General features: G+C 62.9%; 19 protein-coding genes and 1 pseudogene. 8 read left to right on the top strand and 12 right to left on the bottom strand.

Annotated elements, in window-relative coordinates:
• The first annotated feature begins 20 nt into the window (after positions 1-20).
• The 5 genes from CVS27_RS00955 to CVS27_RS00935 are packed head-to-tail and all read left to right on the top strand — an operon-like array spanning position 21 to position 3,833.
• Complete coding sequence (locus CVS27_RS00955; RefSeq protein ID WP_243399641.1) at positions 21-1,382, top strand: TrkH family potassium uptake protein; 1,362 nt, start codon at positions 21-23, stop codon at positions 1,380-1,382.
• Positions 1,375-2,061, top strand: coding sequence for a potassium channel family protein (locus tag CVS27_RS00950; protein ID WP_103463869.1), 687 nt, complete (start codon positions 1,375-1,377; stop codon positions 2,059-2,061). The genes CVS27_RS00955 and CVS27_RS00950 overlap by 8 nt, the downstream gene beginning before the upstream one ends.
• 50 nt (positions 2,062-2,111) lie before the next feature.
• Entirely contained in the window at positions 2,112-2,621 is a 510-nt protein-coding gene (locus CVS27_RS00945) for a methylated-DNA--[protein]-cysteine S-methyltransferase (RefSeq protein WP_103463868.1), read from the top strand.
• Complete coding sequence (locus CVS27_RS00940) at positions 2,594-3,229, top strand: RNA polymerase sigma factor (protein ID WP_243399612.1); 636 nt, start codon at positions 2,594-2,596, stop codon at positions 3,227-3,229. The genes CVS27_RS00945 and CVS27_RS00940 overlap by 28 nt, the downstream gene beginning before the upstream one ends.
• Positions 3,219-3,833 (top strand): methylated-DNA--[protein]-cysteine S-methyltransferase, encoded by a 615-nt coding sequence (locus tag CVS27_RS00935; protein ID WP_103463867.1) that lies wholly within the window; start codon positions 3,219-3,221, stop codon positions 3,831-3,833. Before CVS27_RS00940 ends, CVS27_RS00935 begins: the two co-directional genes overlap by 11 nt.
• A 103-nt stretch (positions 3,834-3,936) precedes the next feature.
• Here CVS27_RS00935 and proC read toward each other — a convergent pair whose 3' ends face one another.
• From proC to CVS27_RS00915, 4 genes are all read right to left on the bottom strand, one after another.
• On the bottom strand, positions 3,937-4,773 hold the full coding sequence (gene proC / locus CVS27_RS00930; protein ID WP_103463866.1) for a pyrroline-5-carboxylate reductase: 837 nt from the start codon (positions 4,771-4,773) through the stop codon (positions 3,937-3,939).
• Positions 4,774-5,070: 297 nt separating this feature from the next.
• Positions 5,071-5,925 (bottom strand): sugar phosphate isomerase/epimerase family protein, encoded by an 855-nt coding sequence (locus CVS27_RS00925; protein ID WP_103463865.1) that lies wholly within the window; start codon positions 5,923-5,925, stop codon positions 5,071-5,073.
• Between the two features lie 10 nt (positions 5,926-5,935).
• Positions 5,936-6,919 carry a Ppx/GppA family phosphatase gene (locus CVS27_RS00920; protein ID WP_103463864.1) on the bottom strand — a complete coding sequence of 328 codons (984 nt, stop codon included), beginning with the start codon at positions 6,917-6,919 and terminating at the stop codon, positions 5,936-5,938.
• Positions 6,920-7,066: 147 nt separating this feature from the next.
• On the bottom strand, positions 7,067-7,306 hold the full coding sequence (locus CVS27_RS00915; RefSeq protein ID WP_103463863.1) for a hypothetical protein: 240 nt from the start codon (positions 7,304-7,306) through the stop codon (positions 7,067-7,069).
• A gap of 148 nt (positions 7,307-7,454) precedes the next feature.
• On the opposite strand from CVS27_RS00915, the gene CVS27_RS21440 reads away from it, so the two are divergent.
• Positions 7,455-10,376 carry an AAA family ATPase gene (locus CVS27_RS21440; RefSeq protein ID WP_103463862.1) on the top strand — a complete coding sequence of 974 codons (2,922 nt, stop codon included), beginning with the start codon at positions 7,455-7,457 and terminating at the stop codon, positions 10,374-10,376.
• Between the two features lie 73 nt (positions 10,377-10,449).
• Here CVS27_RS21440 and CVS27_RS00905 read toward each other — a convergent pair whose 3' ends face one another.
• From CVS27_RS00905 to trhO, 4 genes are all read right to left on the bottom strand, one after another.
• On the bottom strand, positions 10,450-13,992 hold the full coding sequence (locus CVS27_RS00905) for a family 20 glycosylhydrolase (RefSeq protein ID WP_165788226.1): 3,543 nt from the start codon (positions 13,990-13,992) through the stop codon (positions 10,450-10,452).
• A gap of 274 nt (positions 13,993-14,266) precedes the next feature.
• Positions 14,267-17,041 carry a type I DNA topoisomerase gene (topA, locus tag CVS27_RS00900; protein ID WP_103463860.1) on the bottom strand — a complete coding sequence of 925 codons (2,775 nt, stop codon included), beginning with the start codon at positions 17,039-17,041 and terminating at the stop codon, positions 14,267-14,269.
• Positions 17,042-17,353: 312 nt separating this feature from the next.
• Complete coding sequence (locus tag CVS27_RS00895) at positions 17,354-18,991, bottom strand: DUF7059 domain-containing protein (RefSeq protein ID WP_103463859.1); 1,638 nt, start codon at positions 18,989-18,991, stop codon at positions 17,354-17,356.
• Between the two features lie 44 nt (positions 18,992-19,035).
• Positions 19,036-19,929, bottom strand: coding sequence for an oxygen-dependent tRNA uridine(34) hydroxylase TrhO (trhO, locus tag CVS27_RS00890; RefSeq protein ID WP_103463858.1), 894 nt, complete (start codon positions 19,927-19,929; stop codon positions 19,036-19,038).
• A 76-nt stretch (positions 19,930-20,005) separates the two neighbouring features.
• Here trhO and CVS27_RS00885 point away from each other — a divergent pair, with 76 nt between their 5' ends.
• Complete coding sequence (locus CVS27_RS00885; protein ID WP_103463857.1) at positions 20,006-20,722, top strand: GNAT family N-acetyltransferase; 717 nt, start codon at positions 20,006-20,008, stop codon at positions 20,720-20,722.
• 73 nt (positions 20,723-20,795) lie between these two features.
• On the opposite strand, the gene CVS27_RS00880 is transcribed toward CVS27_RS00885, so the two are convergent.
• Positions 20,796-21,209 (bottom strand): phage holin family protein, encoded by a 414-nt coding sequence (locus tag CVS27_RS00880; RefSeq protein ID WP_103463856.1) that lies wholly within the window; start codon positions 21,207-21,209, stop codon positions 20,796-20,798.
• A 208-nt stretch (positions 21,210-21,417) separates the two neighbouring features.
• Here CVS27_RS00880 and CVS27_RS00875 point away from each other — a divergent pair, with 208 nt between their 5' ends.
• Positions 21,418-23,745, top strand: coding sequence for a DEAD/DEAH box helicase (locus CVS27_RS00875; protein ID WP_103463855.1), 2,328 nt, complete (start codon positions 21,418-21,420; stop codon positions 23,743-23,745).
• A 19-nt stretch (positions 23,746-23,764) separates the two neighbouring features.
• Here CVS27_RS00875 and CVS27_RS00870 read toward each other — a convergent pair whose 3' ends face one another.
• The 3 genes and pseudogenes from CVS27_RS00870 to CVS27_RS00860 all read right to left on the bottom strand — a co-directional run.
• Entirely contained in the window at positions 23,765-24,121 is a 357-nt protein-coding gene (locus tag CVS27_RS00870) for an Rv3654c family TadE-like protein (protein ID WP_103463854.1), read from the bottom strand.
• Positions 24,108-24,704 carry a TadE family type IV pilus minor pilin gene (locus CVS27_RS21165; protein WP_243400001.1) on the bottom strand — a complete coding sequence of 199 codons (597 nt, stop codon included), beginning with the start codon at positions 24,702-24,704 and terminating at the stop codon, positions 24,108-24,110. The genes CVS27_RS00870 and CVS27_RS21165 overlap by 14 nt, the downstream gene beginning before the upstream one ends.
• A gap of 34 nt (positions 24,705-24,738) precedes the next feature.
• Positions 24,739-24,843 (bottom strand): annotated as a pseudogene (locus tag CVS27_RS00860) (DUF4244 domain-containing protein); the annotation flags it as partial.
• Positions 24,844-24,870: the final 27 nt, after the last annotated feature.

Genomic DNA, 24,870 nt, shown 5'->3' with positions numbered 1-24,870 from the left:
AAGGGCTCCCGAAATGGCCGTTGAGAGTCGTGGTCAGTGTCCGGGATTTCGTAGACCACGTCGCCAACAGCTCCCCCGCCCGTTTGGCCTTGATTGTTTTTGCCTTGGTCATCATGGCCTTCACCCTGACCTTGTGCCTGCCCGTCGCATCCCGTAGCGGTCAGGCCACAGCCTTCCACGACGCCCTGTTCACGGCTGTTTCCGCCGTCTGCGTGACAGGCCTGACAACGGTTTCCACTGCATTGCACTGGTCATTCTTTGGCCAGCTCGTGATCTTGATTGGTATCTTTGTTGGCGGCTTGGGCATCCTGACGTTGGCATCCCTGATGTCCCTGATGGTCAGCAAGCGCCTGGGCGTCCGTGGAAAGCTCATCGCGCAGGAGGCCATGAACGCCGGCCGGCTCGGCGAGGTGGGCACCCTGCTGCGGATTGTTATCAGCACCTCGGTTGCCGCGGAAGTGGTGCTGGCCCTGGCCCTGGCCCCCCGCTTCCTCATCCTGGGCGAATCGCTCCCCCAAGCCATTTGGCATGCCACCTTTTACTCCATCTCAGCGTTTAACAACGCTGGTTTCACGCCCCATTCCGACGGCGTGGTCCCCTACGAGGCCGACCTGTGGATCCTGACCCCGCTGATGATCGGCGGATTTGTTGGCAGCCTGGGCTTCCCCGTCATGATGGTCCTGTTGGTGACAGGGTTCCGCTTTAAGAAGTGGACGCTGCACGCCAAGCTCACGGTGCAGGTCTCCCTCATGCTCCTTGTTGCGGGCAGCCTGATATGGGGCGCCATGGAGTGGACCAATCCGGCCACCATTGGCGGCATGAGCGTAGGAGACAAGATCACGCACTCCGTGTTTGCCTCCGTCATGACCCGCTCCCTGGGTTTCAACCTGGTGGACATGAACGCCATGAACTCCTCCACCATGCTGCTCACGGACGCCCTCATGTTTGTGGGCGGTGGCTCCGCATCAACAGCTGGCGGCATCAAGGTCACCACCTTGGCCGTGATGTTCCTGGCCATCGTGGCTGAGGCCCGAGGCGACAATGACGTCAAAATCTACGGCCGCACCATCCCCCAGGGCACCATGCGCGTGGCCATCTCCGTCATCATGATGGGCGCAACGTTCGTCATGATCGCGTGCGGATTGCTGCTGGCCATCTCCGGCGAAAGCCTGGACAGGGTGCTTTTTGAAACCATCTCCGCCTTCGCCACCGTGGGACTGAGCACAGGGCTCAGTGCCGAGCTCCCGCCGTCGGGCAAGTACGTACTCAGTGCCATGATGTTCTTTGGCCGTGTTGGCTCCATCACCCTCGCCGCAGCCCTGGCCTTGCGCCAGCGCCGCCAGCTGTACCACTACCCGGAAGAGAGGCCCATCATTGGCTGAGAAAACAGACTCCAACAACCGCCCGCCGCACAACGCACCCGTTTTGGTGGTGGGTTTGGGCCGTTTTGGTGCCGCCACGGCACACCAGCTGGTCAAGCAGGGCCGCGAAGTGCTGGCCATTGAACGTGACCCGGCGCTGGTGCAAAAGTGGGCCGGCGTCCTCACCCACGTGGTCGAGGCCGACGCCACCAACATTGACGCGCTGCGCCAGCTAGGGGCACAGGACTTCAGCTCCGCCGTCGTGGGCGTGGGAACCTCCATCGAATCCAGCGTGCTCATCACAGTGAACTTGGTGGACTTGGGCATTGCGCACCTGTGGGTCAAGGCCATCACGCAGTCGCACGGCAAGATCCTGACCCGCATTGGCGCCAACCACGTCATCTACCCGGAAGCCGACGCCGGCGTCCGTGCCGCGCACCTGGTGGGCGGGCGCATGCTGGACTTCATCGAGTTCGACGACGACTTCGCGATAGTGAAAATGTACCCGCCCAAGGAGACCCAGGGCTTCACCCTCGAGGAATCCAAGGTGCGTTCCAAATACGGCGTCACGGTGGTTGGCGTGAAGTCGCCGGGCGAGGACTTCACCTACGCCCAACCGCACACGCGCGTTTCCAGCCGCGACATGCTCATTGTTTCCGGGTACGTTGACCTGCTGGAACGCTTCGCCGCACGGCCCTAAACTCACGTTTTAGCCCTGCCGATCGTCTACAGGATAGGGAGGTAAGACTGATGCTTGAACATTTGATTTTCGACTCACCGTTGGGCCTGCTGACAGCTGTGGCGAACGACGCCGGACTGCAGGCTGTGTACATGGCCGAGCACAAGCGACGGCCCGCCCAGGAGACTATGGGCGGGCGGGTTGCCGCTGCAGATTCGGCTGTTTTGGGGCAGGCGGCTGCCGAACTGGCGGAGTATTTTGCCGGTTCCCGGCACCAGTTTTCCGTGCGGCTGGCACCGCTGGGCAGCCCCTTTCAACACCGGGTCTGGGCGGCCCTGCGTGCAATCCCGTTCGGGGAAGTGCGCAGCTACGGCGAACTGGCAGCCACGCTGGGCGACGAGTCCATGGCCCAAGCCGTGGGCTCGGCCAATGGCCGCAACCCCATCAGCATCATCGTCCCCTGCCACCGGGTGGTGGGGGCCGACGGCGCCTTGGTGGGCTATGCGGGTGGCTTGGACCGCAAGCAATTCCTGTTGGAGTTGGAGAACCCGGCGTGGACAGGCACCGAGGCGTTGTTTTGACCGAGCCGGCTTTGAGCAAACCCGAAAGGGACGCCACTTTGCCGCCGTTTGAGGTACTGGTGTCCACTCATGGCGCAACCGTACTGCGGGTCTGCCGGGCTCTGGTGGGTGTCAGCGATGCCGACGACGTTTGGCAGGAGACCTTCTTGGCCGCCTTGCGGGTTTATCCCACGGCTTCAAAGATCACCAACTGGCAGGCCTGGCTGGTGACGATAGCCCGCAACAAAGCTGTGGACCATCACCGGAAGTCATTCCGGCTCCCGGTCCCGGCGAGTGGTTCCGGGGTGTCTGACTCCTCCGACGGAATCTTTGCCGGTGATGCGCGCCTTGGTGCCGCCGGGCACGGTGGCGGGGACGCCGTCGCACATGTTGTTGCAGCCAATCTGGAAGCGGCAACCGTGTGGGCGGCGTTGGCGAAACTGTCACACACCCAGCGTGAGGCAGTGGTGTTTCATCATCTGGCAGGGCTGCCGTATCGGGAGGTGGCCCACCTGTTGGGGAATTCGCCGGAGGCCGCGCGACGAGCTGCCTCCGACGGCATGAAGGCGCTGCGTGTGATTTTGGCGCAAAGCCGCACAGTGAGTGAAAGGACTTCTGGTGAACACTGACGTTGAACTGCCCCTTGAGCTCGCAGCCGTGGCGGACCTCGAGGCTGGCGCGCTGGAGCGGCTGCGTGGCGCTTTCCTGTTGGCTGCTGAATCGGGCGGACTGGTGGATGTTGCGTACAGGGTGCTTGATTCCCCCGTGGGTCCGTTGCTGCTGGCCGGAACCGAGCTGGGTCTGGTGCGGGTGGCGTTTGCCCGCGAAGGCCACGATTCTGTGCTGGAATCCCTGGCCGCCACCATCAGTCCCCGCATTGTGCGGGCACCGGCACGGTTGGATCTGGCCGCACGGGAAATGGACGAGTACTTTGCCGGCCGCCGCCACAGCTTTGAGCTGCCCTTGGACTTCAGGCTGGCCAGTGGCTTCCGCCGTGAGGTGCTGGCCCACTTGCCGGAGATCGGGTATGGTCACACGGCCAGTTACGCACAAGTGGCGGCGTTGACGTCCAGCCCCCGGGCCGTCCGGGCCGTGGGAACTGCGTGCGCCCGCAATCCGCTGCCGTTGGTGGTGCCGTGCCACAGGGTGATCCGCTCCGATGGCAGCCAGGGCGCCTATCTGGGCGGGGTGGAGGCAAAGGCACTGCTGCTGGCCCTCGAGTCTCACCACTGACCCTCTGGCAGGCTGGGGACGCCGAAACGGTCTTTCGCTGTTGATATATCAGCAGCGAAAGACCGTTTCGACGTCCTCGCCCCTAGCCTCTTGCCCGATAGCTTTATTTGGCGGAGAGTTCTTCCGTGATGGCTGCTGCACGGGCTGCGGCTGCACGGGCGCCCGTCCGGACGATTCCGGGCAGATCGTCCCGGTCGAAACTGGCAATGGCCTGCTCCGTGGTGCCGTTGGGGCTGGTGACTGCACGGCGCAGCTCCGTGGGATTCGCGCCGGGTTCGGTCAACATGATGCCGGCGCCGGCCACGGTTTCCCGGGCCAAGATCAGTGCTATCTGCGGTGAGATGCCGAAGTCCTCGGCTGCTGCCGCCATGGCTTCAGCCAGATAAAAAGCATAGGCCGGGCCGGAGCCGCTGATGGCCGAGACCGCGTTCTGCTGTTCTTCTGGAATATCGAGCACCACGCCCGATCCGTCGAAAATTTCGTGAGCTGCTGCCAGATGGTGCTCATCTGCGGACGTTCCCGCAGACAGGGCAACCACTCCTCGGCCCACCTTCAAGGGCGTGTTGGGCATGGAGCGCACCACCGGCTGACCCGGGCGCAAAGCACCTTCGAGCTGTGCCAGGGAAACAGCCGCTGCCACACTGATAACCACCGCGTTTGATTCCAGGGCGTCGGCAATTTCACGGCACAAATCCATGATCCCGACGGGCTTGACCCCCAGGATGACCACGCTGGCCCCTGCCACGGCCTCCATGTTGGCCTCTGATTCCTCGTTGGAGGCCAGGGCTGTGACACCGTGCCGGGTGGCCAGCTCGTGCGCCCGCTCCGGGCGACGCACAGTCACCACAACGGAGAGCGGGGACACTCCAGCGGCCAACATGCCAGCCAGAATCGCCTCACCCATGGAGCCGCAACCAAGAAACACAATCTTTTTCATCATGTCCCCATCTTTGTTGGCCACCGCACGGCATGCAACCGCGCAGCTTCTTGCAGCCCAAATTGCACCCCCAAAATGGACCGCTTAATGGCAAACGCACAGCTGGCGCCCCGGCTATTCTCAAGCACGCCCCGTAATCTCTTAATTACCTCATAAGGGTGCGAGTGATGATCGGACTGGTCTTGTCCTGAAGACCAGTCAAATCGCCGGAGATCTCGCCAGTGAATCCCCCCATCCACTGGCTGAGCTTCCTCCGGCGATTTCGCTTTAACGCAACTTTTTAGCGTAACTTGTCCGCCGTTACGGCGCCGTCTGCCCCAGGTGCACCCGGGCAAATTCCAAGGTTTCAGCCAACCATTCCTCACGCTGCCCGGCCCCCTTGGCCTTGCGCGTGGAGATTTCAGCGACAACAGCGCCGTCGAACCCGTTGTGGGCAATATGTTGGAGCACCTCAACGCACTCCTGCGTGCCGTGTCCGGGGATCATGTGCTGGTCCTTGGTGGAGGGCGAAATGCCGTCCGTTAGGTGAATATGCCGCAGCCGCTCCCCCAACGCCCTGACGGCATCCAAGCTTGACGCCCCGGCCGTGGCGGCGTGGGAAAAGTCCCAGGTGACGTCGCGGTAGTCCAACGGAACAGGGTCCCAGTGCGGCAGGTAGGCCAGGGCCTCACGTCCGCGCACACGCCACGGGTACATGTTCTCCACGGCAATGCGAATCCCAAACGAGTCAGCAATGTCCCGCACACCGTGGGCAAAAGTTTCGGCGTAGTCGTTCTGCCAGCGGAACGGCGGGTGCACCACCACCACCTCAGCACCAACGTCAACAGCCATCTGGGCCGATCGCTGGATCTTGTTCCAGGCACTGCCCCACACCTGCTGGGTGAGCAGAAGCGTGGGTGCGTGGATGGCCAGGATGGGCTGGTCGTAGCGTTCGGCCAGCCTGGTCAGGGCGGCGGAATCCTGGCTGTCACCATTGTGCGTGACAAGGACTTCCACGCCGTCGTAGCCCAGATCAGCGGCCACGGCAAAGCCGTCATGCACGGAAAGCGGGTACACCGAGGCGGTGGAAAGTGCCACGGGAATGTGGGCCCGCGGGGCGCTGTTAGCTGCCGCCTGGTTGTGCTCCGCAGGCGAGTCTTTCGGTGTTTGAGTCATATCCGCCTACTTAGTTTTTCGAGTTCATCAGCTTGGCAACGTGGGCTGGCGGGTCCAGCGGGCCGTCAAAAACCAGCTGGTCCAAACGCCGCAGGATCAGTCCTTCACGCAGGGCCCACGGGCTGATCTGCATGGTTGTCACACCAAACATCTCCATGGCCGTCTGCGCCACCAGCGCCCCCGCCAGCACTTGCTGGGCCCGTGGCGCGGAAACTCCTGGCAGGTGCAGCCTGTCCGCCGAGGACATGGCCGACAACCGCTGGGACCACAGCCCCAGATCACTCATGTGCAGTTCGCGGCGCACATAGGGTCCCATGGACGACGGCGCGGCCCCCGTGATGCGTGCTAGCGCCCGGAACGTCTTGGAAGAGCCGGTGACGATGTTGGGCGGGCCGAGCAGTTTTGTGGCTGCGACCGGCTCCCGGAGCGTGGCTTTGATGTGTTTGCGCAATAGTTTGATGCTCTTGGCCGTGGGCGGATCCTCGGCGAGCCATTCCCGGGTCAGCCGCCCTGCTCCCAAGGGTACTGAATGGGCCTGGTCAGGGAGTTCATTCTCGCCTTGTGAGATTTCAAAGGAGCCCCCACCAATATCCAAGTTCAGGATGGTCCCGGCATCCCAGCCGTGCCAACGGCGCACGGCAAAGAACGTCATGGCCGACTCTTCTTCACCCGTGAGCTCAGTCAGGCGGACAGTTGTCTCATGCTGCACCCTATCCAGCACTGCCGCACCGTTGGTGGACTCGCGGATGGCTGAGGTGCAGAAGGCCAAAAGGTCCTTGGCCTTGTGTTTGGCGGCAAACTCCCATGCCTCCAAGATGAACTCAATGAGCTCGCTTTGGCCCTCATCGGTGATGTTGCCTTGCTCATCAAGATGCGCCACCAGGCTCAGCGGCCGTTTGTGCGAGGCATACGGGACGGGTTTAGCCCCCGGTCGTGCGTCAACAAGGAGCAGGTGAACGGTGTTGGAGCCAATGTCGAGCACGCCTAATCTCATATGCCCATTATGGGGTGGCGGGTGGAAAAGCAAAAATGTTCCGTCTCGGGCACGGTCATCACGGCCCCGTCTTCCCGCGCACAGAGGTTAACGCCCAGGCACGACGGCGGCCGTGGCAGGCCGCCGTCGTGCCTGGGTTTGGCGGGGCTACTGCCCCGGCACCCAGAGCGGGGCCAGCACCCCGGCTCCGGTGAGGCTGTCGCAGTGGACCAGTTGCCGCTCGATCCGCTGTAGCGGGCATTGCGGGGCCACCCATGTCTGAGTGATTTCGATTGGCGGTCCCCCCGGGTCCAGTTTCGCTTGAGCCGGGGCGGGGACGGCGGTGGCCAGCAGCAAAGCTGCCGCTGTCACACCGAGCCACCGCGGCCCATTGTGTGCAATGGACATGATGTTGTTCTCCTTAGATGCTGTCATTCTGATGCCACCACTGTGCTCTCCGGACCTGCCTGAGCACATCAGTGGTAGCCGCTGAAAAAGTCACGTCCCATCCTCAGATTCTTGAGACACGGCGTGCCGGAAGTGCGAAACTGGGGAGGTGAACGGAACCGCAGCTGCGCTCGGGGAAGGGCTCGTTGGTCGGGCCACGGAGCTGGCTGCCATCACGGCGTTTTTGGACGCCGCGTCAACGGGGGAATCGGGCACGTTGCTGGTCACCGGCGATGCCGGCGTGGGAAAGACCGTCCTGGTGCAGCAGGCCTGCCGCACCACAGGATCCGCGCCGTGGATCTTTACCGGCGCCGCCCTGCCCTTGGCTTCCATGACGGTTCCTTTTCTGGCCCTCCGTTCAGCTTTCCGCAACGCGCCCGGCATGGACGGCGTGGCGCATCTCCTGCACGGTGTTTCCGGAGCATCCCGCCCCGACGTCCCCGTCATGATTGACGCGTGGCTTGAGGACGTCTGCGCGCGCCGGCCCGTGGCGTTGGTCATTGATGACCTGCATTGGGCGGATGTGAGCACCCTGGATGTGCTGATGTATCTCATCGCAGGTCCGTCCGACCGGCGCCTAGCCATCATCGCCACTGTGCGCAACGGCGAGCTCGGGGACGGGCATCCCCTGGTTCGCTGGCTGGCAGATATCCGCCGCCTGCCCCGGGTGGTCTGGCTGGCGTTGGGACCGTTGGACCGGATCGACACTGGTGTGCAGCTGGCCGGGTTGCTGGGGGCACCGCCGCACCAGAGCCTGGTGCAGGAAGTCTTCACCCACACGGCCGGAAATGCCTACCTCAACAAGCTGGTGGTAGCAGGTGTGCAACCCGATTCCCGCCATCTGCCGGCCGGACTGCCGGACGACCTCAAGGCAGCCCTCCTGCGTTCGTGGACGCTCCTCTCACCGCCCGCCCAGGCGCTCACTCAACTCTTGGCAGTCGCCGGCAGGCCCCTTCGCGCCAGGGATCTTGACGCCGTCATGGCCGCCAAGGATGGCACTCCTGCCGCACTGCCCCTGCTGCACGAGGGCTCCAATGCTGGCATCTTGGACTGCGGGCCGGACGCCACACATTGGTGGTTCCACCATCCCCTCATTGCCGAGGCCTTGCTCCAGCGGCTGGACGGCGACGCCCGCAAGCACTGGCATGCGGCGTTTGCGGCCCTCCACGAGGACTCACTGGCGGGCGCGCATGAGCCCGATTTTCAAGACCTCGCCGCGTTGGCCGAGCACCACCACTTTGCCGGCCATGTGCAGGAGGCCTATGTGTGGGCGCTCCGTGCAGCAACGGCCGCGGGAAACGCTGGCGGGACCGCCGAGATGGTGCGCCTGCTCCGGCGCGCACTCACCTTGCGCGTCCAGCTGCCGGACGCCTCAGAAACTTTTGAGGACTTGTGGTCCAGACTGCGCACAGCGACAGCGGAATCAGGTGCCCAGACCGAGGAATTGGAGGCCGTGGAAGCCCTTCTGGCCTTGATCGACGGCGGCGCCCGCCCCTTGGACGCGGCCGAACTCTTGGTGCGCCGCACGCTGCTGCGCCACGCCACCGGGCGGGCGTTTATGGATCTTGAGGACACGCGCGCGGCCGTGCGCCTGGCCGCCGTGGCCCCCGACAGCTGGCAGTACGCCCTGGCACTGGCCGAATCCGCTCATGCTGGCCTGTGGCACGGCTCCCCCGGCGCCGCGGAACAGGCCGGTGAAGCGCTCAAAGTGGCCGTGGCCGCCAACCATCCCCGGGCCCTGAGCTACGCCCTGACGGCGAACGCCATGGCCGCCCTGGACGACGACCGGGCACAGGACTGCCAGGAACTTGCCGGGCAAGCCGTGACTGCGGCCGCGCAGTCCCGGGATTTTTGGGCCTATGTCCATGCCACGCTCTGGCGGGCAAACGCCACAGCAAGCTGGACCAGCCAGCGCTATGCCGACCTCATGCGTGCGGGCAGGGCGCAACTGCTGGCCCTGGGCGCGCCGCACGCCTACGTTGCCAAATTGGCTGCGGACGAGGCCAGCAGCTACCTGGTGATCGGCCGGTGGAGGGAGTGCGCAGAGGCGCTTCGAGCGGCCCATGGATCCGATCCCGGGGTGATGGCCGACGTCGACTCCCGACTCACGGGGGCCCGCCTAGCCGCTTTGCAGGGCCGGACCGCCGAGGCGGAGGCGCACTTGGCACGCGCCGACGAGCTCTACGCTGCTAAGGCGGAGTTCCTGAACTTGGGCTTTGACGCCACCCGGGCCGAGGTGTGCCTCGCTGCGGGAAAGCCCGCCGCCGCCTATGCGGCTGCCTTGGACGGCGCCACGGCTGCCGGGATGCAACCAACCATGTGTGAGTGGTTGATTCCCCTGGCTGCCCGCGCCCTTGCCGATCTGGTGAGCCGGGACCGGGACGAGGGTTTGCCCCCTGCCCGGCATCTTGCCTTGCTCAATGGATTGGTGCAGCGATTCCCGCAGGTCCTGCAGGAGGCTGGGGACACCTCCGAGGAGTACCAGCACCAGTTGGCGGCCCTCAACCTGCTCTACGACGCCGAGGTGGGCCGCGCCAAGGACGGTGGCAACTATGCGCGGACATGGCGGGACGCCGCCGACGCCCTGCATCTGGTTTCCTTCCGCTGGGAAGAGACCTACGCCTGTTGGCGTGGCGCGGAGGCACTGCTGCTTCACGCCCATGCGCACCGGACAGAGGCGGCTGCGCTGCTGCGCCGCGGACTTGACCTGGCAGTGGAGCTGCAGGCCACCCCCCTCAAGGAGCAGCTGGCCGACCTTGCGGCCAGGGCCCGCATCGACACCACAACGCCTGCAGTGCCGGACATCTCTGGCCAATGGCCGGATTTGACCCCGCGCGAACGGGAAATTCTTGGTTACGTCATTGCGGGGCGCACCTACAGCGAAATTGCGCAGGCGCTGGTCATCAGTGAGAAAACCGTCAGTTCACACATCTCCAATTTGTTGCGCAAGAGCGGTGCCACCAACCGCCTTGACCTGTCCCGGCTGGCAACCCGTCGTGCCGGGGCAGCGCAAAGGCCGCCCGATGGATAAGGCAATGGTTGATTTGCCTTACCCATCGAACGGCCCGTGCCGTGAGACGCTGCGCCTCTAAGCGCTGCGCGGTTTACTTATGCATTCCCGCACGGCGTCGGTTGCTCATGAGAACAACTGCACCAAGCAGAGCCATCAGTGCAGCGCCGCCCCACAAAGCTGTGGCGCTGGTGCCTGTGTTGGCCAGACCGTCCTTGGCAGAGTCCGACGACGTTGCAGCGGTGGAACTCGTTGCTCCACCAGTGACGGTGGTTGCTGCGGCGCTGGCCAGGACAGTGAAGACTGCCTCAACCACACGCTTGGACGTTTCGCCGCTGAGCGTAACCGTGTGCTCGCCCACAGCGAAGTTGGCTGGCACATTCCAGGTGAAGGAAACGTTGCCGCTGGCATCAGCCACGCTCACACCCAGATCCACGGGATCGCTGTGAACGGTTCCGCTGACCTTCTCGCCGGGCAGGAAGCCTGAACCGGTGAAGGTCAGCGCCTGGCCCTGCTGAACATCGTCTGCCTCAACAGAGGCAGGCGGTGCAGTCGTTGCCGGAGCCGTCGTGGCTGGAGCCGTCGTCGCCGGAGCGGTCGTGGCAGGAGCCGTTGTCGCCGGAGCGGTCGTGGCCGGAGCCGTTGTCGCCGGAGCCGTCGTGGCAGGAGCCGTTGTCGCCGGAGCCGTCGTGGCCGGCGCCGTTGTCGCCGGAGCGGTCGTGGCCGGAGCCGTCGTGGCCGGAGCCGTCGTGGCTGGAGCCGTTGTTGCCGGAGCCGTCGTGGCAGGAGCCGTTGTCGCCGGAGCGGTCGTGGCGGGAGCCGTTGTCGCCGGAGCGGTGGTGGGAACCACAGTCGAGTCAGCCGCGTCAACAGTCAACTCAGCCAGGGAGGTCCACGGCTGGCCCGACTGCTCGGACAGGGCCTTGACGGTCACGAACTGGCCCTTGGCGGGAGCAGCCAAAAGGACTGTCTGCATGGTGGAGACATTTGCGAAGGTTCCCGAGGCAACCTTTGTTCCCACTTCAGCCGCGGTATTGCTGACGTAGATCTCGTAGTCCTTGATGCGGCCGTTGATGGCGCCCGAGGATGTGCCCTGGCGTGGCAGTGCGTTGATGGCGCAAATGCTCATCTCCTTGCCAAGGTCGACCTTGATGGTGTGCGGCAAGGGCGCGTTGGAAGGCGTCCAGGCTGTTCCCCAGAAGGTGTTGGGGTTGCCGTCAATGGCGTTGGAACCGGGGGTGATTTCGCCTCCGGCGTTGTTGAAGTTGTCAACCACTGCACCAACGGGGCGCAGAGGGGCAGCCGAGCAGGTCAGCAAGCCTGAGGCGCTTGAGTTGCTGACGCGTGATTCAGCACCAACCTTGTAGGTCGTGGATGCGGAGACAGTAAAGTTTCCAAAGGCTGTTCCTGCCGACGGCGTTGCCGTGAACGTTGCCGTTTTAGCAGTTCCGGCGGCAACATCGCCCACGGGGAACGACGCCGGGGAAATGGTCCAGCCAGCAAGAGGCGCCGGGGTGACAACGGCAGCTGTGATGTTGGTGGCTGTCCGGTTGTCCACAGCAACTGTGATGGTGGCAGGCGATCCGGCCACTGCGCGGGCCGGAGCCGTGACGGTGGTGGAGACTTCGCCTGTCAGCGTGAAGACGCTGGCTGCGAGGACGTCGGCGGCCTGCTGTGTCAGTGCTCCTGCTGCATTGACGCTCAGCGGCATCTGGGTGATGGCGTTGCGGATCTTGTAACCGTTGCCAACCTTGATGACTTCCCACTTTTGCAGGTTGTTCACGTTGCGGTTAGCCGTGGTGCAGTCGGACAACGACGGCGCCAGGTCCTGCTGCATGGGGGCTCCGAGCCAGAGCACCCCGCCAGCCATGGCCAGGCACTTGCCGTTGGACGCTGTCAGCTTGTAGTAGTGGTCAGTGGTTGCTTCAAGCATCCAGGTCTCACCGGCTGCGGTAGCTACGCTCACGCCTGCTCCGCTGACGTTGACTGACTTGCCGGCTGTGGAAAGCGTGTATCCGCCGTTGCCTACGGGAGTCCTGTCATAGCTGTCATAGCCGGGTACACGACCCAGGTTGTTGGTCAGCGTGCTGAACTTGGCGAAGTCGGCTGTGGGCTTGGGGCCGCCCCACGTGGCCTGGGCCAGGAAGCGGGTGGTGGCGAAGAGCTGCTCTTCAACCATGGATTCGGTGGCAGCGGCTGTGTCATCGGGCCAGGCTGTAAGTTTGGCGCCAATGACCTTGCCCTTGCCGGGAACGTCGGTCACAGTGGTGCCGCCGTCGAAGGTCTTAGGGGTCCAGCCTGAGTTCCACAGGTTGTTCAGATTCACGTTGTAGGCGCCGGGGCGGTTGAAGTAGAGTGCCTGGGCGGAGTTTTGCACATCATGGCCGGCATCGAGCAGGGCTTGGGGCTTGGGGGTGCCACCGGCGTTGTACCAGTGCTCCACCACAATGTCCTTATCCAGCGGGATGGTGCTGGACGCCGGGACGCCGTCATTCCAAATGCGCAGCTTCTTGCCCTGGGCCTTGACGTGGGCGTTGACCTTGTTCATGAACCAGATGAACACGTCTCCGGGTCCTGAACCGGCCGGGAAGATTGCAGGGTTGGCCGCAACGAAGGCCGCAAACTGCGGATAGTTGGCGTAGCTGTCGCCCATCATGTATTCGTCGCCACCCATGTGCCAGTAAGGCTGATCCGGGAACGCTGCAGCGTACTCGTCGGCCAGCTTGGTGACCATGGTGAAGGCCTCGGGCTTGCTGATGTCGAGCTGGTTTTCCTTCTTGTTCCCGCCATTGTTGACCAGCTGCAGCTCGGGGTAGTTGTAGAGCCACGGACGCATGTGCCCGGGAGAGTTCACTTCAAGAACCAACTCAATGTGATACTTTTTGGCCCACGCGGCAATCTGCGCAGCCTCGGCCTTGGTGTAGTAGGACCAGAAGTTCGCCTTGGGGTAGGCGTCGGACTTGAGCTTGGTTTCCAGCCACAATTGGTTCAGCTTGTTGTAGGCCATGTCCTTCATGGTGCGTTCCAACGACTCCATGGAGATGTTCATCTGGCAGGCGCACAGGCCAACGCCGCGTTCGGCGTACTGCGGGACATCAATGGAGCTGCCCTTGTTGACAGTATTGCCCTGGGTCAGCAGCTGCAGGATGGTCTGGGCGCCGTAAAAGGCGCCCGCGGCCTTGGCCCCGGTGACCTTGATGGTGTTGCCCACCGTGAGCTCGTAGCCTTCTTCACCCAGCGCCGCACTGCGGTTGGCATCCACGGCGACTTCAATATCACCGGCAATGGCTCCGGTGGTGCCAGTTGTGACGGTGCGCCCCAGCACGGCCGTGAGCTGCGCGGCAAGTTCGCCCGTCAGCGTGGCGTCGGCACCGATCACCTTGGCACCGGCCCCCAAGGTGAACTGGCCGGTGGCGGATGTCCAGGTGGTCAGTCCGGGGATGGTTTGCGGCGCTCCGGCCGGTGTCAGCGGGACTGCTCCGGACGGTGCAGCAACTGCCAGCACGGCCGGGGCAAGTGCGGGCGCAACAACTGCGTTGGCGCCTGGCAATGCTACGGCGGCGGAAGCTAGGGTCAGTGCGGCCGCGGTTAGCGCGGCAACAACGGCTCTACGGCCGGTACGATGGCGAATTTTCATATCTCCCCGTGAAAGCTGGAATGGTCTTGGTGGGCAGCAACGCCATGCCGTGAAGCTCACCACCACATGATGTGATGGGGCGCACAGTGAATGGGCTACGTGAGCTATGTTACGGGTCTCATTGGCGAAAATCCATATGTTACCGATCTCATTTCTAGGCATTCGCACATTTTCAAACATTTTCGAAAGTGTAGCGTCACCGTATGCACCTCGGCAAACGCCAACAGCCCCAAACACCGGGTGGTGTTCGGGGCTGTTAAATGGTGCGGTATAGCTACTTTTTAGCGGGTGCCTTTTTCTTGGCCGGTGCTTTCGCCGCAGGCTTCTTGGCAGGCGCCTTGGCGGTTCGCTTGACGGGCCCGCGCTCACGCTTGTCGGCGAGCAGCTCAATGGCGGTTTCCCGGGTCAACTGCTCCACCTCAGTTCCACGCGGAACAGTGATGTTGGTGACACCGTCAGTGATGTAGGGGCCAAAGCGGCCTTCCTTGACCACAATGTTCTTCCCGGAGACGGGGTCCTCACCAAACTCAGCGAGCGGCGGTACGGCCGTGCGGGCGCCACGCTGCTTGGGCTGAGAGTAAATTTCCAGCGCCTGCTCCGGCGTGATGGTGAAAATTTCTTCCTCAGTACCGATGGAACGGGAGTCCGAACCCTTCTTCAGGTAAGGGCCAAATCGGCCGTTCTGAACCGTAATCTCAACACCCTCGGCGTCGGTGCCCAGCACGCGAGGCAGGCTCATGATGGCCAGCGCCTCATCCAGCGTGACAGTGTCCACAGTCATGGTCTTGAACAAGGAACCGGTGCGCGGCTTGGCCTTGACGGGCTTCTTCGGCGGCTTCGGCTTGCCGTTCTTGTAGTACTCGATCGGCTGGTTGGCGATCTGCTCTTCGGTCATTTCCGGGATGACCTCGGTGACGTACGCGCCGTAGCGGCCGTTCTTGGAAACCACTGTGTGACCGCTGGTGGGGTCAACACCCAGTACGCGTTCCTCGGGTGCTGCTGTGTCCATGAGTTCCTGCGCCTTGGCGGGCGTTAGCTCGTCGGGAGCCAAGTCCTCGGGGACGTTGGCGCGGGCTGCCTCAATAATTTCCCCGGTCTTGGGATCCACAGTGGGAACTGTGCTCTCCAAGTACGGACCAAACTTGCCAACGCGCAGCACCAACGTGTCGGTGATGGGCATCGAGTTGATCTCGCGGGCATCAATCTCGCCCAGGTTGTTCACAATGCTCTGCAGGCCTGCGTCGTGGTCGTCGCCGAAGTAGAAGCGCTTGAGCCACTCCGAACCCTTGTCCTGACCATTGGCGATCTTATCCAGACCCGTTTCCATGCCGGCCGTGAACTCATAGTCCACGTAGTCGGTGAAGTGCAGTTCCAGCAGGCGCACCACGGAGAACGCAATCCAGCTCGGAACCAGGGCAGAGCCCTGTTTGCGAACGTAGCCGCGGTCCATGATGGTGGACAAGGTGGAGGCGTACGTGGACGGGCGGCCAATGTCGCGCTCTTCCATTTCCTTGGTCAGGGACGCTTCGGTGAAACGCGGCGGCGGGGAGGTGTCGTGGCCGTTGGCCGTGACGTCCGCGGCGCTCAGGGCATCGTTTTCCTTGACGTTAGGCAGGCGGCGGTCCGAGTCATCGGAGTCGTTGCGGGACTCATCCCGGCCTTCCTCATACGCGGCCAGGAAGCCCCGAAAGGTGATGACGGTACCGGAGGCCGAGAATTCGGCGTCTTGGCCGTCAGCGGCGCCACCAACAGCCTTGGCGCCCAATTTGATGGTGGCAGTGGAACCCTTGGCGTCAGCCATCTGGGAGGCGACAGTTCGCTTCCAGATCAGTTCGTACAGCTTGAATTCGTCGCCGCGCAGTGCGCTGGCCACCTGTGCTGGGGTGCGGAAGGAGTCACCGGCGGGGCGGATGGCCTCGTGGGCTTCCTGGGCGTTGGAGCTCTTATTGGCGTAAACGCGCTTGGCCGCGGGCACAAATTCGGGGCCGTACAGCTCCGAGGCCTGGCGCCGGGCTGCGTTGACGGCTTCATCGCTCAGCGAGGATGAATCGGTACGCATATACGTGATGTAACCGTTTTCGTACAGTCGCTGGGCGGTTGACATGGTCGATTTGGAGGAGAAGCGCAGTTTTCGGCCGGCTTCCTGCTGAAGGGTCGACGTCGTAAACGGCGGGGCGGGGCGGCGCGTATACGGCTTGTGCTCCACCGAGCGGACGGCAAATGCCACGTCCTGCAAAGCGGTGGCGAGGGCCTTGGCAGCAATCTCGTCCAGGTGAGTGACGTTCTTGCCGGTCAGCTCGCCCTTGTCGTTGAAGTCGCGGCCCGAGGCCACACGGCGGCCATCCACGGCAGCCAACTTGGCGCTGAAGGTTTCGCCCGTTTCAGGGGTAAAAGTCCCGGCCAGGTCCCAGTAGTTGGCCGAACGGAACGCCATGCGCTCACGCTCACGCTCCACCACCATGCGGGTCACCACTGACTGCACACGGCCGGCGGAAAGCTTCGGGGCAACCTTGCGCCACAGCACCGGGGACAGCTCGTAACCAAACAAGCGGTCCACCACGCGGCGGGTTTCCTGGGCGTCCACCAGGTCGGTGTCCAGTTCGCGCAAGTTGCCCAGGGCACGCTGGAGCGATTCCTTGGTGATTTCAGCAAACGTCATACGGTACACGGGCACCTTGGGCTTGAGCACCTCAAGCAGGTGCCACGCGATGGCCTCGCCCTCGCGATCCCCATCAGTTGCGAGGTAAAGTTCATCGGCGTCCTTGAGCTGCGCCTTGAGCTCGGCCACCTTCTTCTTCTTATCCGAAGAGATGACGTAGTAAGGCTTGAAATCGTTCTCAAGATCGACGGCGAACTTGCCGATCGAGGACTTCTTCAGTTCCGCCGGAAGCTCCGAAGGCTGCGGCAAGTCACGGATATGACCGATGGAAGCTTCGACGACGAAACCCTCACCAAGGTACTTGGCGATGGTCTTGCTTTTGGCAGGGGACTCTACGATTACGAGCTTTTTGCCAGTCTTGGGCTTGCTTGCTGCTGCCTTGGTGGGCACGGTACTCCTACAGGGAAGGAAAGGGGGACGAACGGCGTCCTCAAGAGCCTAGTTCACCATATTTTTACCGTGAACGCGTATTGCTTGGGAAACTGAGTCCGAAATTTGTTGCCCGACCGCAGCCACCGTTCTTCCCCTGGCAAGGGCAATCGGAGCGGGCTTGTAGGACCTCTGGCCCCAAGATTCTGCCGCAGCGAAGGGCAGCGCCTCAGCGAGCGGGCGGCCCAGCAGCGCCGCCCGCCACGGTTCACTGGTGCCCAGAATCACGGCGCTGGACCGCCGACTCAGCCGAGAGGGGTAGGCCGGGGCACATTAGGCAGGCAGGAGGAATCCGTCCCGGACCAGATTGCGGACATCGTGGCTGAGGCCGCGGGCAAATTCCTCGTCGTCGCGTTCCAGCAGCACAGCGAGGGCGCCGACAATTTGCCCAACGCTCAGATCGCCGTCGCACGCCGAGACAAACCCCGCCAATTCGGTGCTCATGAGGTTGGTGCGGCGCAAGCCGGCACCCTGGCGCAGCAAGATCACGCCGGGGTGTTCGGCGCCGGGCTTTTGGTGGCGTTCCTCCGTGACATCCTCGGCCACCAAGAGATACTCATTGCCAATGTCCGGATGCTGCGCCAACCACTGCTGGCGGTCCAGGGCTGCGGCCAGATGCGGCCCCACGGGCTGTTCAATCGGGTACAGAATTTCTTCACAGCGGGTTTCCGCTGTGGACTCCGCAGCTGCCTCTTCGATTGCCGGCCGGCGCAGCAAGATGTAGCCGAAGCCGATCCCCGTGACGTTGCGGGAGGCGAAATCGAGCAGGTACTCCTCATAAGCGTCGGCGTAGGCCTGCGAATCGCGGCCCTGTGAGGCGTCCTGCAACCAGGTTTCGGCGTAGCCGCCGGGGCTGATTTGTTCACGCTGAATGAACCAGGCCTCTGTGCCCGGTGCCAGCCACTGCGCAGGGCGGGCCGACCACGCTGCCCCCGCTCCGCCGTCGGAGGACTCCTGCGCCACGACCTCCCAATTGCCCAGCATCTGCGCCATGCCGCCGGGATTAAGGACGGTGGGCAGCTCCCGGACCAATGTTTCAACAATGGCGTCGCCAGCCATCCCGCCGTCGCGATAGGTGAACTGATCACTGCTGTTTTCACCTCCGTGCCTCGGGGTAATGACGAACGGCGGGTTGGAAACCACCAGGTCAAAACGCTCACCGGCCACAGGGTCCAGCAGACTGCCCAAGCGCAAGGAGACACGCGCCTGCTTGTTGTCCGGGTCAAAATCGGCGCTGGTCAGCCCAAGCGCCGGCGCGTTCAGGACCAGGTTAAAGCGGGTGAAGGCCAGGGCCCGTTCTGAAATGTCAGTCGCCACAACAGTTTTAGCGTGATGCAGCAGGTGGAAAAGTTGGATGCCGCAGCCCGTCCCCAGATCCAATGCCCGCTCCACCTCACGGCGGATGGTGCCCTGGGCCAGGGTGAGGGACGCCTGGCCGATACCCAAAACGTGGTCCTTGCGCAAAACGCCGGGACGCTGGTGGGCGCCAAGATCGCTGGCCACCCACAGATTGGTGTCCTGCCCGCCCTCTGTCGCTGCGGGCCAACCATAGGGGCGCAGATCAACGGCTGCACGCACCATGGCCTGATCGTGCGCTGACTCCACCAATCCCAATGCGGCCAAGGAGTCAACATCAATGCTGGGAAGGGCCTGCGTCAGCGCCTCCGGCGAAACACTCTGGGCCAGCAGCCACAGCCGGACCACCACGGCCAGTGGCTCGGCGCTGGTGCGCAGCAGCAGCGCCGCCGGCACCGTCTGGTCGCGCCCCAGCGCTTGATGGGCGTCCTCGCCCAGAAGCGCCGCCACACCATCCACGGTGTAGTCAACGGCCAGGAGGTCACGGGCCAAAGCTTCAAGGAGAGCGTCTTTGTCGCTGCGAGGGGCGTCGGGGACGGTGGCGAAATCAGTCATGTACCCAGCTTAACGAGTCCCGGACGGCCCGCCGGTCGAGCTTGTTAGTCGGTGCAGCCCTGCGGGCATTGCAGGGTGTCCGGGGCGCTGGCGCAGTCGGCACAGTAAAGATTGAGGTTGCGGCAGCTGGGGTTTGAGCAGTTTTCAAACTTGTTGCTGGGGTTGTTGCAACGAATACAGTGGCCGATTTCCTTGGCCTCGTCGCTGAATTCCATGTGCATGCGCTTGTCGAATACGTAGAGCGAACCCTCCCACAGGCCCTTGTCCTTGAAGGTTTCCCCGTAGCGGACAATGCCGCCGTCCATCTGGTAAACCTCTTTGAAGCCGCGGTTGACCATGAGGGAGCTGAGCACTTCGCAGCGGATGCCGCCGGTGCAGTACGTGACCACGGGTTTGTCCTTGAGGTCGTCGTACTTGCCGGAGTCCAGTTCCTTGATGAAGTCGTGGGTGGTGTCGACGTCGGGGACTATTGCGTTCTTGAATTTGCCGATTTGGGCTTCAAAGGCGTTGCGTCCGTCAAAGAACACCACTTCTTCACCCTTGGACTCTTTGTCCGCAACGAGTTCGTGCAGCTCCTCGGGCTTGAGATGGGTGCCACCACCCACCACACCGTTTTCATCGACCTTGAGTTCACCGGGGGCGCCAAAACTGACTATTTCCTCGCGTGCTTTTACGCTCAGGCGGGGGAAGTCGTCTCCCGCGCCGTCGGACCATTTGATGTCCATGTTCCTGAATCCGGGGTACTCACGGGTGGTTTTCAGGTACTGCTTGAGGTCGTTGATGTCTCCTCCAACAGTGGCGTTAATGCCGTCCTTGGAGATGATGATCCGGCCCTTGAGGCTGAGCTTTTCGCACAGGGCACGCTGCCAGAGCTTGATGGCCTCTGGATCGCTAAGAGGGGTAAAGCCGTAAAAGAGCACAATCTTGTTCATTGACACATGTTAAATCCTACTTTGTGCCACCAAATGGCCCCGATTTAGCGTCACACCCGGGCCGCGGGCATAGGCTGTTCATATGACGGATGGTGCCACGGAACTGCAGCGACATTTGGCTGCATGGTTTACCGCTTGGACGTCCCTGCGCAGCTACCCGGCGAGTGCTGGACCAGGCTACTTGGCAGCGTTGCGGCTGGACCGCAAGGGCGGCTGGGAGTACTTCGTTGCCGCCCCCGATCCTGCTTCATTCGCCACCGTTGCCGCTGAAGTTATCAGGTCTCCCCGGCGGGCCCTGTGCATCATTGGCAGTGATGTGCACGGCTATGTAAAACAAGCCCATCGGGCCGGTTTGGGGATGATTTCCAACTCGGAAAAGTTGATGATCCTGGCCATGGAAACCCAGGACAATCAGGATCCCTTCCTCGGGGACCCCGAGTTGTCACTTGTGGTCAAGAAAATTGGTGGCAAACACAGCGATACGGCATGCCAAGCCCGTTTTTCCGCAGCGATTCTTCGTGGGCAAACCATTCTGGCCACCGGGAAGGTGGGTATTTTTGGCGACTATGCCGTTTTTGATCAGCTGGAAACTCATGCACTGCACCGGCGCCGCGGCTACGGCATGTTGCTTATCAGGACGCTGGCCGCCAGGGCCCAGGAATATCCGGTCACCACGGGGCTGATACTGGCCAGTACCGACGGGCAGCGGCTGTATTACAAGCTCGGTTGGCGCAGCCTGGGCTCCGTGACGGTTCTGGTGCCCAAGGCGCGCCTGCTGGAGATGGCAGCCAGTGCTTAGCCCGCGTGCCCCGGGCTGAGCGCGGAGCTGAGACTTGGTTGTTCAGCGCCCCCTTTGAGGGGGCGCGCTTGCCTTAGGGCCGAACCAGTGGAGCTGTTGTCCTTGCAGCACGCCCGGCCAGCCGCTTCTTCAAAAAGATCAAGGGCAAGAAGATCGCACCCAGGGTGGTGGTTACCCAGACCAAAAGGGCCGCCATGATCCAGGTGGTAAATCCACTGATGTGCAGCCCGCCAGGGAACATCTGCGCCAACAACAGGGCCACCAAGGTTGAAATCAGGCCAATTCCGCCCAGTGCGGCAGGGACGTAGCGGTTGGTCATGCGGGCAATGAAGGGCGTCAGGATGGACTGGGCCAAGGCAAAAACCACCACTGCCACAAGGAATCCGCTCCATTCAAGGCCAAAATCGGGCAGCAGCCAGGCCGCAACCAAGAGGCCCAGTGCTGAGGTGCCCACGTAAATTGCTGCTCGAATCAGGAAGATGATCATGAGCGTAATTATAGGAACAGGAATTCGCCGTGGACATGACATTTGCTCTTCAACGCATCGATTGTTACCACATGACCTAGCTGGCCATGCGGGCATGACCCTGCCGGAGTCTCATCCGGCATGTCCTGCCCGCATCATGGCCCGGCCACCCGGCAGCATGGCCAACCCATCAACGAGGCACACTGGCCAGCGGTGGCACAATGATGAAGTGTCAACCAACAATTCGCTGATCTCGCTTCTGGGCCGGGGAACCAACCCGCCCCAACTGCAGCATGTGCGCAGGATCCCGGCCCGGCAAGCCGTCAACGAGCCATGGCCGGAATGGGTCCACCCCGACCTGGTCAGCGCATACTCATTGCTGGGTGTTGCCCAGCCGTGGCGCCACCAAGTTCAGGGAGCCAACGCAGCCCATGACGGCCAGCACACTGTTATTGCCACCGGCACTGCCTCAGGAAAATCCCTGGCCTACCAGCTGCCCGCCTTAGACGCTGTCCACAGGGCACAGTTGAGGGTGAACGCAAACCCAGGCCTGTTGGAGACCGAGGGTGCCGTGGCGCTGTACCTGTCACCGACCAAGGCTCTCGCAGCCGACCAGCTGGCGGCACTGACCTCGCTGCACCTGCCCACCCTCCGTGCAGCGACGTACGACGGCGACACGGCCCCGGCCGACAGGCGCTGGATACGCGATCACAGCAATTTCATCTTGTGCAACCCTGACATGCTCCATTTTGGTGTGTTGCCCAACCACACCTGGTGGGCCCGCTTCTTCAAGCGCCTGCAGTTCGTCATCATCGATGAGGCCCATAGCTATCGAGGCGTTTTTGGCTCCCATGTTGCGGTATTGCTGCGGCGGTTGCGCCGCATCTGCGCCCATTATGGGTCCTCCCCCACTTTCATTGGCGCCTCAGCCACCTCGGCTGATCCCGGCACCTCTTTTGCCCGCCTCATTGGCGCCCCTGTCACGACCGTCACCGAAGACTGCTCACCGCACGGAGCCACCACTGTGGCCCTGTGGGAGCCGGAGCTGACTGATTTTGCCGGCGAAAACGGGGCCAAGTCCCGGCGTACGGCCATTGCCGAAACATCGGATTTGCTGGCCAACCTTGTCTCCTCACACGTGCGCACCATCGCCTTCATCAAGTCGCGGCGGGGCGCCGAAACAATCTCCACGGTGACCAAACGGCTCCTGGACGACGTGGACGTCAGCCTCCCCTCTCGTGTTGCCGCCTACCGATCCGGCTACCTTCCGGAGGAACGCAGGGAGCTGGAAAAGGCCTTGCGCGCCGGAGATCTGCTGGGAATTTCGAGCACCTCGGCCTTGGAACTGGGCATTGACATCTCCGGTTTGGACGCTGTTTTGGTGGCCGGCTGGCCGGGCACCCGGGCGTCGTTCTTTCAACAAATCGGCCGTGCGGGAAGGGCTGGCCAGGACGCGCTGGCAGCCTTCGTGGCCAGCGACGACCCCTTGGACACCTTCCTGGTGCACCACCCCGAGGCCATTTTTGACAGGGCGGTGGAGGCCACCGTCTTTGACCCGTCCAACCCGTATGTGCTTGGCCCGCATCTGTGTGCGGCGGCTGCCGAGCTACCCATCACACACCAAGATTTGGCCATTTTCGATGCCAGCACCCCAGCATTGCTTGACCAGCTGGTGGCTCAGGGATATTTGCGCAAGCGCCCTGCCGGCTGGTTCTGGACGCATCCCCAAAGCGCTGCCGCCATGGTGAGTCTTCGTGACGACGGCGGTGGCCCCATCAACATCATTGAGGCTGACACTGGCGCCCTGCTGGGCACCATGGGTTCACCGCAGTCCCACTACCAAGCACACACCGGCGCCGTGTACGTCCATCAAGGGACAAATTACGTTGTTCTTGAACTCAACGAGGCCGAGCACTGCGCACTTGTCCGCCGGGGCACCCCCGACTTTTACACCACGGCCAGGGACGTCACCCAGATTGAGGTGCTCGAATCAAGCAAACATGAGCTGTGGGGGCCCGTCGAGATGCACTTTGGCTCTGTCCAGGTGCGCACCCAAGTGGTTTCCTTTCAACGCAAGGCGCTCATCTCCAACGAGGTTCTGGGTGAAGAACCCCTCGAACTGGAGGCACGGGACCTTTTCACCAAAGCCGTCTGGTTTACCCTGGATAACGCCACCATGCTTGCCGGCGGACTTGTGGAACCGCAATTTCCGGGTGCCCTGCATGCTGCTGAACACGCGGCGATAGGCCTGCTGCCGCTGGTTGCCTCCAGTGACAGATGGGACGTGGGTGGGGTATCCACAGCCATGCACGCCGACACCGGTCAACCAACAATCTTTGTCTATGACGGGCATCCCGGCGGGGCCGGCTTCGCCGAACGCGGCTTCGATATGGCGCGGATTTGGCTGCGGGCCACGATGGAAGCAATTCAGGCTTGCGAATGCCCCTCCGGTTGCCCGTCCTGTGTGCAATCCCCGAAGTGCGGCAACAAAAACAATCCCTTGGACAAAGCCGGTGCCGTTTCGCTGCTCAAGGTCATTCTCAACAACGCTCCTTAGCGGATCCTCATCCCGCCAGTCACGGGGTTGCCGGCTCCGGAGGCGGCCCAGCCCTGGCCTGTCCGTGCGCTGGCCATGGCAGGGGTGCTTGGAAGGCCACTTTCACCTGGACTGAGCCAGTCCCCAAGAGCCTGCATTCCAATAATGTGGCGCCGTGGAGTGCCGCCACTTCGGCAGCGATCTGGCAGGGAACGCCCGTGCTGAGCCCCCTGTACGCGTCAGCTGCAGCGAGGGCAGCCAAGTCCGCTACTGTTGCAGTCTTCCCTGCTGCGGCGGCGGCTTGGCCCAGCCACAGCACCAAGGCAGTCAGCAAAAGTAGTGCCAGCGCCAGCGCCGCGGCCAACACAGTCCCGGCGCCTTCCTCACCCGTAGTCATGATGCCCACCCCACTGGCCAATGGTGGTGGCCGCGCACAGGGCTGCTGGACTGAACTGGCAATGAGGCGCCTTGACCCACCTCCACAATGATGTTTTCGAATCCATCGTTCCAGTCCCCCGCAGTGGCGCGGATGCCACGATGAGTTGTGTCAAAGCCGTGGGCTCTGCCTTTTCAACTCTGGCACTAGCTTGGGCCGACTGCATCCAAGGAACCAGGCCTGACAGAACCCCGTCCACCTTCCCGTAAACAGTGACTGTGGCGTAGGCGCCGGAACTGCTCAGAGAAACGCTGGCCTGCTCCCCTGCCACCCGCGAAACGAGGTCAAGAACCAGGGCCGGAGCGTCACCGCGGGCCAGGGCCCTGGCGCCGGCCCTGGCTCCCTCTTCCAGCCGCAGCTGCAGCATGCCGGCGGATACGCCCAGCAGTAGCATCGCCAAAAGCGCTGTGATGGCTGGCAGGACCACCGCGATCTCCGCCGTCACGGATCCGCGCGTGGCCGTCATGGTGCTGCGACGTCCGCGCTTGGACCTGTGGGGCTGCGCACTGTGGGTCGTGCAGCGGTACGATGATGTCGATTGCATGGCCTTCGTCCCGGCTCTCCGATCTCGGTGGTGTCTAAAAACTCAGGGCCGCACGAATGATGTTGAGCAGGAACCCGCGCACTTCATCGCTTTTGAGAATTACCACCAACAGGCCGGCAAACCCTACTGCCGCCACCGTTGGCGACTAATGGCATATTCGAAAATG

Origin of the sequence: Arthrobacter glacialis (genome assembly GCF_002909445.1) — a bacterium.
GTDB classification, from domain to species: domain Bacteria; phylum Actinomycetota; class Actinomycetes; order Actinomycetales; family Micrococcaceae; genus Specibacter; species Specibacter glacialis.
The sequence above is the reverse complement of the archived record's forward strand: the minus strand, read 5'-3'. Positions and strand labels throughout refer to the sequence as shown.